The 14,180-nt window shown below is 57.2% G+C and carries 6 protein-coding genes; all 6 read left to right on the top strand.

The window, feature by feature from the left end; genetic code table 11:
- The first annotated feature begins 25 nt into the window (after positions 1 to 25).
- The 6 genes from IVG45_RS06000 to IVG45_RS05975 all read left to right on the top strand — a co-directional run bounded on the left by IVG45_RS06000 (position 26) and on the right by IVG45_RS05975 (position 14,107).
- A complete protein-coding gene (locus IVG45_RS06000; protein WP_196436970.1) occupies positions 26 to 556 on the top strand; it encodes an REP-associated tyrosine transposase in 531 nt (176 codons plus the stop codon).
- A 286-nt stretch (positions 557 to 842) separates the two neighbouring features.
- Positions 843 to 2,984, top strand: coding sequence for a type I secretion system permease/ATPase (locus IVG45_RS05995; protein WP_196436969.1), 2,142 nt, complete (start codon positions 843 to 845; stop codon positions 2,982 to 2,984).
- A gap of 149 nt (positions 2,985 to 3,133) precedes the next feature.
- Entirely contained in the window at positions 3,134 to 4,567 is a 1,434-nt protein-coding gene (locus IVG45_RS05990; protein WP_196436968.1) for an HlyD family type I secretion periplasmic adaptor subunit, read from the top strand.
- A 341-nt stretch (positions 4,568 to 4,908) separates the two neighbouring features.
- Positions 4,909 to 5,040, top strand: a complete 132-nt coding sequence (locus IVG45_RS05985) for a DUF3096 domain-containing protein (protein WP_196436967.1) — start codon at positions 4,909 to 4,911, stop codon at positions 5,038 to 5,040.
- A gap of 80 nt (positions 5,041 to 5,120) precedes the next feature.
- A complete protein-coding gene (locus tag IVG45_RS05980) occupies positions 5,121 to 5,279 on the top strand; it encodes a DUF3309 family protein (RefSeq protein ID WP_196436966.1) in 159 nt (52 codons plus the stop codon).
- An 80-nt stretch (positions 5,280 to 5,359) separates the two neighbouring features.
- Positions 5,360 to 14,107, top strand: coding sequence for a GH36-type glycosyl hydrolase domain-containing protein (locus tag IVG45_RS05975; RefSeq protein ID WP_196436965.1), 8,748 nt, complete (start codon positions 5,360 to 5,362; stop codon positions 14,105 to 14,107).
- Positions 14,108 to 14,180 lie beyond the last annotated feature (73 nt).

Below are 14,180 nucleotides of genomic sequence, written 5' to 3'. Positions count from 1 at the left end.
CATCGTTCGAGTTCAAAGTTACGCCATGACCGAATACCGTCGATTTTATATTCCGAAAGCCACCTGGTTTTTCACCGTCAATCTTGCCGAGCGGAAAAACAATTATTTATTAGTCGAAAAGATTAATGAATTACGAGAAGCCTTTCGATATGTAAAACAACGAAAGCCATTTCAAATAAACGCGATAGTAATCATGCCCGATCATTTGCATTGCATTTGGACATTGCCGCCAGGTGATAGCGATTATTCAATGCGATGGAATTTATTGAAAGGGTGTTGTTCTAGAAAAATATCAACCGATGAACGGGTTTCCAAAAGTCGTCAAAAACGGCGCGAACGCGGCATTTGGCAACGACGGTTTTGGGCACATTTAATCGAAGACCAAGATGATTTAAATCGGCATATCGATTATATCCATTGGAATCCGGTCAAGCATGGTTATGTAAAACGGGTGATGGATTGGCCGTATTCAAGTTTTCATCAATTTGTGAAACGCGGCATTTATTCAAATGATTGGGGAAGTAATGAGCAATATGAAATTCAAGGTATCGAATAACGCGAACGATGCGCCTTCTTACGTCGGCAGCATCCTATCAGCGCACGTTATCGCGTTTGCTCAATAGCCAAGTCCTAACGCCATGGCCGCCTTTGCCCCACCGGCGGCCGGGCAAACCACGTTGCCGGACAATTATCAGGCGGCATTGTCACCGGTGTTGGCGGCGAATTGGAAATAATCAATTGGTTCAAGGTTCAAAGCGCCGGGTTGTCTCAGCTTGGCGCTGTTTTTTATGTTGGGCTTTGAACCTTTCCGGTCTTAACTCTTTTTCGTTTTTATTGGATCAATGACTTCCTCTTCTCCCACACATGCCGCACCTGAAGCATCCACCGACACTGGTCTGATCGGTCTGGTGATGATGGCCCGGCTGCACGGTATCGCCGCCGATCCCGATCAACTGGCCCACGAATACAGCCATGGCGGTCAAGCTTTTAGCCAGACAGAGATCCTGCTGGCCAGCAAAAAGTTGGGCCTCAAGGCCAAGGCTGTCAAGGTTCCGGTGGGGCGTTTGTTGACCACGCCGTTGCCGGCCCTGGCACATGCGGTCGACGGCAGCTATTTCATCCTGGCCAGGGCGGAGGGTGATCAGGTGCTGATTCAATCCCCCACCAGCGGCAGACCGGAGCGTTTGAGCTTGGCCGAGTTGCGGCAGCGTTGGACGGGCGAGCTGATCCTGTTCGCCTCCCGCGCCAGTCTGGCCGCCGAACTGGGCAAGTTCGATTTCACCTGGTTCATCCCGGCGGTGGTCAAATACCGCAAGCTGTTACTGGAAGTGTTGCTGGTCAGTTTCGTGTTGCAGTTGTTCGCCTTGGTCACGCCCTTGTTCTTTCAGGTGGTGATGGACAAGGTGCTGGTGCATAGAGGCTTTACCACATTGGATGTGATTGCGGTCGGCCTGTTGGTGGTTACGCTGTTCGAAGTGGTGCTGACTGGTTTACGCGGCTATGTGTTCGCCCATACCACCAGCCGCATCGATGTGGAACTTGGGGCGCGCTTGTTCCGGCATTTGTTGAATCTGCCGATGGCTTACTTCGAAGCGCGGCGGGTGGGTGATTCGGTGGCCCGTGTCCGCGAGCTGGAAAATATCCGCGCCTTCCTGACCGGCAACGCGGTAACGGTGGTGCTGGATTTATTGTTCTCGGTGGTGTTTCTGGCGGTGATGAGCTATTACAGCTGGGATTTGACCTTGATCGTGCTGGTGTCCTTACCCTGTTACGTGCTGTTGTCGTTGCTGTACACGCCGATGCTGCGCGGCCGTTTGCACGAAAAGTTCAACCGCGGTGCCGAGAATCAAGCCTTTTTAGTCGAAGCGATTGCCGGTATCGGTACCGTAAAAGCCATGGCGGTGGAGCCGCAACTGACCCGGCACTGGGATCAACAGCTGGCGGCCTACATTGCCGCCGGTTTCCGCACTGCCACCATCGGCATCTTCGCCAACGGCGGCGTTACCTTGATAAGCAAGTTGGTTACCGTCGCCACCATGTGGCTGGGCGCCCGCTTGGTGATAGACGGCGAACTCAGCGTCGGCCAGTTGATCGCCTTCAACATGCTGGCCGGCCATGTGGCCCAACCGGTGATGCGCCTGTCGCAGTTGTGGACCGACTTCCAGCAAACCGGTATTTCGATGCAACGGCTGGGCGATATTCTCAATACCCGCAACGAAGCCGTCGGCAACAAGAGCAGTCTGCCGCCGATTCAGGGCGGCATCAGCTTCGATCAGGTGCTGTTCCGTTACCAGCCCGACGGCTCGGAAGTGCTGCGTGGCATTAGTCTGGAGGTCAAGCCCGGCGAAGTGATTGGCATCGTCGGCCGTTCCGGCTCCGGCAAGAGCACGCTGGCGAAATTGGTGCAACGCCTGTATGTGCCGGAACGCGGCCGGGTCTTGATCGATGGCCTGGACTTGGCGCTGGCCGATGTGTCCTCGTTACGGCGGCAGATCGGAGTGGTGTTGCAGGAAAACGTGTTGTTCAACCGCAGCATCCGCGACAACATCGCCCTGACCGATCCCGGCGCGCCGCTGCCGCAGGTGATCGCCGCCGCCAAGCTGGCCGGCGCCCACGACTTCATCCTGGAACTGCCGGAAGCCTACGACACCCTGGTCGGCGAACACGGCTCGACTTTGTCCGGCGGCCAGCGCCAGCGTATCGCCATCGCTCGGGCCTTGATTGCCAACCCGCGCATCCTGATCTTCGACGAAGCCACCAGCGCGCTGGACTATGAATCCGAACGCATCATCCAAACCAATATGAAAGCCATCTGCCAAAACCGCACGGTGATCATTATTGCCCATCGTTTGAGCGCGGTGCGTGATGCCCATCGGATTATCGTGATGGACAAGGGCCGGATCATCGAACAAGGCAGCCATGCCGAATTGCTGAATCGGCAGGATGGGCATTATGCCTATTTGCACCGTTTGCAGATGGGATGAAAGATTAATTGTAGGGTCGAATTTATTCGACCTAATGGCTTCGCCGCAAACGGCAGGTCGAATACCCTCAAGGGCACAAGTAAATTCGACCCTACACCGTTCCGGTTTATCGAAAATCCTTAACGCCCATCTTTAACTGAATCAAAAACATGCTCAAATTTCAAGCCACTCTGGATTTACTGCACCGCTATACCGCCGTATTCCGCCAGGTTTGGGCGCGGCGAGCGGAGTTGGATAGCCTGCCGAGGCAGTCCTACGAGGCTCAATTTTTACCGGCGGCCTTAGCCTTGCAGGAAACGCCGGTGTCGCCGGCGCCGAGAGTAGCCATCTGGCTTCTGATTGCCTTTGCTTTGTTGGCCGTGCTATGGGCCTGGCTCGGTCATATCGACATCGTCGCCACCGCCCAGGGCAAGATTGTCCCCAACGACAGGGTCAAGACTATCCAGCCGATGGAAACCGCTACCGTTCGGGCCATTCATGTCAGCGACGGCCAAACAGTCAAAGCCGGCGATGTACTGATCGAACTGGATGCCACCGTCGCCGATGCGGATACCGACAGCATTGCGGGCGATCTGAGAATTACTGAATTATTGGCGGCGCGCGATAACGCTTTTCTACAAAGCCTGAACATATTGCAACAAGGCAAAGCTCAAGCTCCGCAACTGCATACGCCGGAAGGCGTTTCGCGGCAACAGGCCGATAATGAACAATGGCATTTGGATGGTGAATGGCAGGAGTTGCTGAGTAAACTGGAACGGCTGGAAGCCGATAAAATCAGCCGACAAGCGGAGCTGCGCGCGATTCAAGCGACGGTCGGCAAATTGCAAAACACCGCACCGATTGCCCGCCAGTTGGCCGAAGATTACCAACAGCTACACGGCAAAAAATTCGTCTCCAGTCATGATTATCTGGAACGCGAACAAGCCCGTATCGAACAGGAGGGCGAATTGGCGACCCAGCAGGAAAAACTGCAATCGGTCAAAGCCTACATTCAGGAAGCGGACAAACAAATAGTCGAACTGTTGGCCTCCACTAAACGCACCGCGCTGGACCGTTTACACGACAGCGAGCAAAAAATCGCCACCTACCGACAGGCGATTATCAAAGCCCGCCAACGCAGCCAGTTACTGAAACTGACCGCGCCGGTCGATGGCATCGTCCAGCAATTGGCCATGCATACCGTCGGTGGCGTGGTAACGCCGGCTCAGCCTTTGATGATCGTGGTGCCGGCCGATCAGGCCCTGGAAATCGAAGCCTTTATCGAAAACAAGGACATCGGTTTCGTCAATCCCGGCCAGGAAGCCGAAATCAAGATCGAAACCTTCCCCTATACCAAATACGGCGCCCTGCACGGTGAAATGTTGCAAGTATCCGGTGACGCCATCAACGATGAAAAGCGCGGGTTGATCTATTCGTCCCGCGTCAGGCTGCCGCGCACCACGATGCGGGTCGAAAACAAAACCGTCAGTCTCAGTCCCGGCATGGCGGTTACGGTGGAAGTCAAAACCGGTAAAAGGCGGGTAATCGAATATTTCCTCAGCCCGTTGATCGAGCATGTCGGGGAGAGTTTAAGGGAGCGGTGAATATGAATTTCTGTAGCAAAATTCGCCGGGCGGCAGATATGGGCTGTTGTGTTGTGTCGGCTCGCCGTACCCGACCCCCCGATATTCACTACTGGCGTAATCGGACCGGAATCAAGGGCCTGGTTTGTAGTGGAATAGGCGGCGAGCAACAGACTGAGTAAAAGCCTGCGCCTTACGGCCCAAATTCCCGTGGGACTTTGGTGTCGTTTGTTTAAATTCGACCTATATCTGGCCAGAAGCTGGGGTATGCCAACAACATCCCGGAAGTGTGTGCGATAGCGTACAGACCGTGTTCGTTCTTAGCGTTAAGCTCCAGACTCATTCATTTGAGGGGAGGTGTCATGAATCTCGCAATCGAACCGTTGTTGGCCCTGGTGATAGGCATATTAATTTTGTTGGTTCCCAGGTTTCTAAATTATTTCGTGGCGGTGTATTTGATTGTCGTGGGCATCTTGGGCCTCGTTCACCGCTGACAGCAATTCTCCGCTGACCAAGGTCACGCGGAATCGCAATAGTTTTTCGTTCAATCTTTGTAATTATCAGGAGCTCTATCATGTCACTCGGCACAATATTACTCGTTTTACTTATCCTAATGCTGGTTGGCGTCATTCCTGTCTGGCCGCATAGCCGCTCTTGGGGTTATGGACCCAGCGGCGGACTGGGAACGATTTTAATCATCCTACTGATCCTGCTGGTATTAGGCGTCATTTAATCGAAAAGTCACACCGTTTCGGTTGCATCTGTTACAGGTCTGGCCATTCGCTTTTTAAAATTGGGGATCAAGGAATCAGCATGGCTAAGCGGCGAGAACAACGGAAACGGGTTAGACTCGATCATCCCGGCGGCGAGGATGCTCCCATTCGTTTCGAGTTGTTCAGCACCGACCGGCTCGAACAACATGCGGTGAGTCTAGCGCAGGCGCAAAAAGTCGGCAACATCGGCAAAGTGCAGAAGCTGATTCCCAGGGTGCACGAAAATTCCCTGGTGCTGCTGGAAGCCTATAAATCGGTTGCCGAGTCGGTGCGTGCCCAGCATGCCATCACGCCGGCCGCCGAATGGTTGTTGGATAATTTTCACGTCATCGAAGAACAGGTCAGCGATATTTACCTGGACTTACCCGAAAGTTTTTATCGGGAATTGCCGAAACTGAGCGAAGGCGTACTGGCCGGCTATCCTCGCATCTACGGCATTGCCTGGGCCTTGGTGGCGCATACCGACAGCCGTTTTGCTCCAGACTTGTTGACCTTGTTCGTGCGGGCTTATCAAAACGTGCAGCCGCTGACGCTGGGGGAATTGTGGGCAATACCGATTACACTGCGGGTGTTGCTGGTTGAGAACCTGCGCCGCCTGGCCGTGCGCATCATGCGCTCACAAACCGGCCGGCAATTGGCGGACGAATTCGTCGATCAAATCGAACAAATCGCCGCCCGCGCCGATAAGCCGGACACAGCCTTGCCTGTGCCGGTATTGCCCACTGAGCCCTTGCGTCAGGCTTATGCGGTGCAAATCCTGCAACGCTCGCACGACCCGCATCCCGGTGCCATGCTGTCCCTGGATTTTCTGAATGACTGGCTGGACCAGGAAGCCGCCAGCCTGGACGACATTGTGCGGCGGGAACACGCCGAACAAATCGCCGATAACTGGACGGTGCGCAATATTATCACCAGTATGCGCGCCATCTCGGCGTTCGAATGGCCTAGCTTTGTCGAGGAAGCCAGCCTGGTGGACGCCTGTCTGCGCGGCCATGAAGGTTACGCGGCAATGGATTTTTTTACCCGCGATCGTTACCGGCATGCGATCGAGGATCTGGCCAAGCGTTCGTTACATTCCGAGGTGGAGATCGCCCGCAAGGTGATTGCCAAGGTGCAATCGGCCAAGGAACAGCTGACTGCCGACCCACGCCTACAGGAACCCGGCTATTACTTGATCGGCGCCGGCCGTTACGCGTTCGAGCCGGAAGTCGATTTTAAACCTACACTTAAACAACGGCTGTTGCGCGCCTATGTGGCCCAGGCCGGAGTGGCTTATGTCGGCAGTCTGGCCCTGTTAACCTTGTTGCTGCTGGCACTGCCCCTGACGGTGTGTATCGCGGCCGGACTTAACGGATTTCAAGTGTTTCTGCTGATGTTGTTCGGCCTGTTCCCGGCCTCGGATATTGCCGTCGGTTTATTGAACCATGTAATCATCGCCAGTCTGCCGCCCAGCCATCTACCCAGGCTGGATCTGAAGGATGGGGTGCCGCGGCTCTTCAGCACCTTTGTGGTGGTGCCGACCCTGTTTGAAAACGAGGCCGGCGTAAGCGCACAGGTAGCCCAGATGGAAATTCGCTATCTGGCCAATCCGGAAGGCGAGGTGCGCTTTGCCTTGTTGTCCGATTGGAGCGATGCCGAACAGGAAACCATGCCCAACGATGAACAGTTATTGAGCGTAGCCTCGACCGCTGTCTCCGCACTCAACGCCAAGTATGGCGAACAACGCTTTTTTATATTTCATCGCAAACGCCTGTGGAATCCTGGCGAAGGCAAGTGGATGGGCTGGGAACGCAAGCGCGGTAAACTGCACGAGTTCAACCGTTTGCTGCGTGGCGCCACCGATACCTCGTTTGTGCCGATTGACGACAAGCCGGCCACGGCGCCGCCCGGTGTTTGTTATGTGATTACGCTGGATGCCGATACCAAACTGCCGATGGGCGTGGTGTCGCAATTAGTCGGCGTGGCCGCCCATCCCTTGAATCGGCCGGTATTCGATCCCGACAGCCGCTCGGTGGTGGATGGTTATGGCATTCTTCAGCCCAGGGTGACGCCGACCTTGCCGCAACGCCAGGAACGCTCGATGTTTCACCAGATGTTTGCCGGTGCTTCCGGCACCGATGCCTACTCCAGTTCGGTGTCCGAGCTATATCAGGATTTATTCGCGCTCGGCACTTACAGCGGCAAGGGCTTGTATCATGTAGACAGCTTCGAGGCCGCGCTGGCGGGACGGGTGCCGGACAATACCCAGCTCAGTCACGACTTGTTCGAGAGCGTCTATGTCCGTTGTGCACTGGTCAGCGACATCGAGTTTTACGAGGAATTTCCCTCGCACACCGAAGTGGCCGCATCGCGGGAACACCGTTGGGCACGCGGCGATTGGCAACTGATACCCTGGATTTTCGGCCGGCGCGGCAAGGGCATGCCGATGATAGGCCGCTGGAAAATGTTGGACAATTTACGCCGCTCGCTGTCGGCGCCGGCGGCATTCTCGGCATTGGTGGCGACCTGGGCCATTCCGGATGCACCTCAGGTCATTTTGATCGGCTTGGTGCTGGCAGCCCTAGCCTTCCCGGCGATTCTGGCATTCACGGCCGGATTTACTTCCTTGCGCCGTGGCATTTCGTTGCAAACCCATTTGCGCGCGGCGGCGGAAAATATCTTGCTGGCGGGCGGCAACAGCCTGGTGGCGTTGACCTTTTTGGCGCAACAGGCCTGGCTGATGACGGATGCCATCGTCAGCACGCTGGTCAGGTTATTCATTACCCGGCGCCAATTGTTGAAGTGGGTCACCGCCTTGCAGGCAAAGGAGTCGACCGGTTACGCACTGACTAACCTGATTCGGCCGTTAAGCCACTCGTCTACCGTGGTGATCGGTGCCGGCGCGCTGGTACTGCTGTTCAATCCAGCCGCAATCGAGGTCGCGGCACCGTTTCTGTTGTTGTGGTGGCTGGCGCCGGTGATTGCGCGCGGCTTGAGCCTGCCGCCCAGACTCGATCTGGCCGAATCCTTGCTGCCCGAGGACGCTCGGCAACTGCGTTTGATCGGCCGGCGTATCTGGCGGTTTTTCACCACCTTCGTCACGGCGGCGGAAAACCATCTGCCGCCGGATAATTTTCAGGAAGACCCGCAACCCGTTATCGCCCATCGCAGTTCGCCAACCAATTTCGGTCTCTATTTGTTATCGGTGGTATCAGCACGAGATTTTGGTTGGATTGGTTTGATGGACAGCGTTGACCGCCTGGAAGCGACCCTGACGACACTGATAGCGCTGCCGCGTCTGCATGGGCATTTTTATAACTGGTACGACACCGTCGATCTGCACCCGCTGGAACCGCGTTACGTGTCGACCGTGGATAGCGGCAATCTGGCCGGACATCTGTTGGTGCTGGCTCAGGCCTGCAGGGAAATGCTGTCCCAACCGCTGGCGTTTTCCAACGCCTTGAGCGGCCTAGCCGATACTCATCAACTGCTGATAAACGAGCTGGAAAAAATCCAGGACGACCGGCGGACGTTGACGGTGACCTTGAAAGAGCTGCGGCAAAAAACCGTTGTGCTGGGTGAATTGCTGGCCAACCAGCCGAGCGAGCCTCACGCCTGGAGCGTTCTCTGGAGGCAGTTGCGTTTTTGCGCCGACACCCTGCAGGATTTGGCGCATGCCTATGCCGCCGAACGCGGCGATGCGGAGAAAAGCGAAGTGCTGGCATGGGCCAATTTACTGTGCGATGACATCCGCTCTCACGCACGCGACGTCGATAGTCTGGTGCCGTGGATTCATTTCGCCGCTTTCTTCGCTACCGGCGCGGAGTCGGAGACATCCCATTCCGCTCAGTCCGGGTTGCCAAAACAGCCGACGCTGCAACTCGGCTTGAGTGAACTTTCCCGCCACTATGCACAGTGTTTGGCCGACATTGAAACCTCGGTTACGCAGCCCATTGCCTCCACTGATTTGAAAGCACGGGCTGGCCAGTTGCGGCGTGCCGGCGAACAGGCCCATGCGCTGACCAGACGTCTGCAAAACATGGTCGAACAGTTGGACAGCTTGTTCCATGAGATGGATTTCGGCTTTCTGTACGCGGCGGATAGGCACATGTTTGCGCTGGGTTATCGGGTCATGGAGGGCGATCTCGATCCCAGTTATTATGATTTACTGGCTTCCGAAGCCCGCCTATCCAGTTTGGTGGCAATTGCCAAGCGCGATGTGCCGAGTAATCACTGGTTCCATTTGGGGCGGCGGGTAACGCGCGCCGCCGAGGGCACGGTGTTGCTGTCGTGGTCGGGGTCTATGTTCGAATATCTGATGCCTTCGTTGGTGACTTTTACCCCGCGTTACAGCCTGCTGGATCAAACCTGCCGGCTGGTGGTGAACCGGCAGATCGAATACGGCGAACAGCGCGGGGTGCCGTGGGGGGTTTCGGAATCGGCCTTCAACGGCCGCGATCTGTTCATGACCTATCAATATTCCGCCTTTGGCGTGCCAGGTCTGGGAATGAAGCGCGGGCTGGGCGAAGAATTGGTGATTGCGCCCTACGCCACGGCATTGGCGGCGATGTATTTGCCGCATGCCGCCGTGGAAAATTTTCAGCATCTGGAACGGGAGGGCGCCTTGGGCCGTTTTGGTTTCTACGAAGCGCTGGATTTCACCCCGATCCGGCTGGCGGAAGGCCAGCGGGTGGCAATGGTGCGTTGTTATATGGCGCATCATCAGGGCATGTCGCTGGTGGCCTTTGCCAATGCGGTGCATGACGGGGCCATGCGGCATCGCTTCCATTGCGCGCCGCTGATTCAGGCCGCCGATTTATTATTGCAGGAACGCATTCCGCACGGCGCGGAGTCCGCCAGCCTGCCGTTGCTGCAGGAATTGTCCGAAGTCAAGGAAACCGTGCAGCCGCCGGTGAGACGGGTACCTTCGCCGATGTCGGCCGTGCCGTCCAGCCATCTGTTATCCAACGGCCGTTACGCGGTAATGCTCACCGCAGCCGGATCTGGTTACAGCCTGTGGCGGAATCTGGCGGTGACCCGCTGGCGCGAAGACGTAACCCGCGATGCCTGGGGCAGTTATCTGTACCTGCGCAACGTCGCCAGCGGTCAGGTGTGGTCGGCCGGCTACCAGCCGACCACCAAAGCCCCCGATCACTATGAAGTGCTGTTCGTCGAAGATCGCGTGCGCATCACCCGCGACGACGGCAGCTTGGTGACGACGCTGGAGATCGTGGTGTCGCCCGAGGACGACGCCGAAATCCGCCGCCTGAGTTTGACCAACAACGGCATGCGCGAGCAGGAAATCGACATCACCTCCTATGCCGAGCTGGTGCTGGCAGCCATGCCGGCGGACATTGCCCATCCGGCTTTTTCCAATCTGTTCGTCCATACCGAATTTCTGCCGCAGACGCGGGCCTTGCTTGCGCACCGGCGTCAGCGTGCGGCCAGCGATCCCGAGCTATGGTCGGTGCATGTACTGGCCGAGCGGCAAACCGGCGACGGCCTGCAATATGAAACCGACCGCGCCCGTTTTATCGGTCGCGGCCAAACCTTGCGGGAACCGATTGCGGTGATGGATGGCCGTCCGCTCAGTAACACGGTGGGGGCGGTGCTCGATCCCATCTTCAGTCTGCGCACGCGGGTCAGGATTGCCGCCGGTGCCACCGAACATGTAACCTTTACCACCCTGGTTGCCGGTTCGCGTCAGGCGGCGGAGGATCTGGCCGACAAATACCACAACGTGACGGTTTGGGATAGGGTGTCGGCCCTGGCCTGGACGCATGCCCATGTACAGTTGCATCATTTGCGTACCAAGCCGGACGAAGCTCAGCTGTTCCAGGATTTGGCCAACCGCCTGATTTACGCCGATCCCTCCCTGCGGCCCGCCAGCAAATTGATGCAGATGAACAACCTGAATATTACCGGCTTGTGGCGGCATGGTATCTCGGGCGATAGACCCATCGTGCTGTTGCGGGTAACCGAGCCGGAAGACCGCGGCATCGTCGAACAATTGCTGCGCGCCCATGAATACTGGCGCATCAAGGGACTGGCCGTTGATTTGGTAATTTTGAACGAAAAAGAAGTGTCCTATGTCGACGACCTGCAGTCTCTGCTGGAGAGCATGGTGCGGGACAATCAGGCGCGTTCTCAGCATCACGAACATGAAAGCCATGGGACGATTTTTGTGATGCGGATCGACCAGTTGTCGATGGAAGAGCGGCGCTTGCTGCAAACCCTTGCGCGGGCGGTGCTGGTCAGCAGTCGTGGCACCCTAGCCGAACAATTATTGCGCCGGCCCAGGCTGGCCGCGCCGTTTGTTGCGGCCAAAGCGCCGACTTCGCCGGTCTACGACGCGCCGGCATTGGCGCTGCCGCCGCTGGAGTTCTTCAACGGTCTGGGTGGCTTTGCCGAAGACGGACGAGAATATCTGATTGTGCTGGATAAGGGACAATGGACGCCGGCGCCGTGGATCAACGTCATCGCCAATGCCGAATTCGGCTTCATGGTTTCGGAGCTGGGTAGCGGCTGCACCTGGGCCGGCAACAGCCGGGAGAATCAGTTGACACCGTGGTCGAACGACCCGGTCAGCGATACGCCCGGCGAAATTTTCTATATCCGGGACGATGAAAGCCAGCAGTTGTGGAGCCCGACCGCTTTGCCGATTCGGGTTGACAACGCCAGCTATGTGATTCGCCACGGCCAGGGTTATAGCCGTTTCGAGCATGCCTCGCACGGCATTCATAGCGAATTGCTGCAATTTGTCGGAACCGACGATCCGGTCAAGATTTCCGTGCTGACCCTGACCAACGTATCCGGGCGCACCCGCCGCTTGACGATTGCGGCTTATGTGGAATGGGTGCTGGGCGCTTCGCGTAGCGTGACCGCGCCTTACATCATCACCGAATTGGATCCGGAAACCGGTGCCATCTTGGCCAGCAACCCCAGAGACATGGAATTCGGCCAGCGGGTTGCTTTCGCCAATTTCACCGCCCGCCACAGCGGCTGGACCTGCAATCGGGCCGACTTCATCGGCCGGAACGGCAGCCTGGATGCGCCGGCCGGCCTGTTGAATCCCAAGGCGCAAAAAAGCCGGGTCGGCGCGGGCCTGGATGCTTGCGCGGCAATGGAGACGACGATAGAACTCGCGGCCAACGGCACAACCGAGTTGGTGTTTCTGTTGGGGCAGGGCAATGATAAAGCCCATGCCATGGAGTTGCTGCGGCGTTATCGCGCCAGCCAGGTAACGGAGCTGTATGCCAAGGTGCAAGCGTCGTGGCAACAGGTGTTGGGCAAGGTGCAGGTAAAAACGCCGGATAGGGAACTGGATTTATTATTGAACCGCTGGCTGCTGTATCAATCCCTGAGTTGCCGGATGTGGGCCAGAGCGGCTTTCTATCAGGTCGGCGGAGCCTTCGGCTTTCGCGACCAGTTGCAGGACTGCATGGCCTTGGTGGTGGCCAAGCCCGAGCTTGCCCGTGCCCACATTCTGCGGGCCGCGGCGCGCCAGTTCGGCGAGGGCGATGTGCAACATTGGTGGCATCCGCCCACCGGCCGCGGCGTGCGCACCCGTTTTTCCGACGACCGCATCTGGTTGCCCTATGTCGTGGCCCATTACGTCAAAGTCAGCGGCGATTTCGGCGTGTTGGAGGAAGAGTTGCCGTTTCTGGAAGGGGCCAGTTTGGGGCCGGAACAGGATGATGCTTATTATCAGCCGATCGAGTCGCAGCAGCGCGCCAGTCTGTTCGAACATTGCGCGCGTGCGTTGGACCTGAGCCTGACTACAGGCTCGCACGGTTTACCGCTGATGGGCAGTGGTGACTGGAACGACGGCATGAATAGGGTCGGTAATCAGGGCAGGGGCGAGAGCATCTGGCTGGCCTGGTTTTTGATAGCCACAATTTTCGAGTTTGCCGGCGTGGCGGAGGGAAGGGGGGATAACCAACAAGCCGAGCGTTGGCGCGAGCATGCCAGTCAATTGAAGGTTGCCGTCGAAGCCGAAGGCTGGGACGGCGCCTGGTACCGGCGCGCCTATTTCGACGACGGCACGCCGTTGGGTTCCGCCGCCAACGCCGAATGCCGTATCGATTCGATCGCGCAGAGCTGGGGCGTCATTTCCGGAGCGGCTGATGGCGAGCGCGCCCGGCGGGCGATGAATTCGGTGCGGGAATATCTGGTGCGTTACGGCGACGATTTGGTGCTGCTGTTCACGCCGCCGTTCGACAAGACCGAACGCGATCCCGGCTATATCAAAAGTTATCCGCCGGGCGTGCGGGAGAATGGAGGCCAGTATACCCACGCCGCCATCTGGTCGGTGATAGCCTATGCCATGCTGGGCGACGGCGATCAAGCGGCCGAGTTGCTGCGGATGTTGAATCCGATCAACCGCACGGCCAGCCGTACCGGCGTCTATGCCTATAAAGTCGAACCCTATGTGCTGGCGGCGGATATCTATGCCGAATCGCCGCACGCCCGCCGAGGCGGCTGGACCTGGTACACCGGTGCGGCGGGCTGGTTTTACCGGGCGGGACTGGAATCACTATTGGGGCTGCAAGTGCGTGGCAACGAATTGGTATTCGATCCCTGCATTCCTCGCGGTTGGCCCGGTTACAGCATTTTTTATCAGCATCTGGATAGCCGCTATGAAATCACGGTAGAAAACCCCCATGGCGTCACGCGCGGTATTGTCATGCTGGAGCTGGACGGAGTGCCTCAGTTAAGCGTCAATAGCCTGGGATTAAACAATGATGGACTGCCGCATCGGGTACGCGTCATCCTAGGGGAAGTTGGCGATAGCGGTCCTTTAATGTAATTAGCGCTATTAGCATTTTCGGTCAATCAGCTTTCCTCTTCCCCTCGGGCATGGCAATCGCGCTCGATCTATA

This window comes from Methylomonas sp. LL1 (assembly GCF_015711015.1).
In the GTDB taxonomy this organism is placed as follows: Bacteria; Pseudomonadota; Gammaproteobacteria; order Methylococcales; family Methylomonadaceae; genus Methylomonas.
The sequence above is the reverse complement of the archived record's forward strand: the minus strand, read 5'-3'. Positions and strand labels throughout refer to the sequence as shown.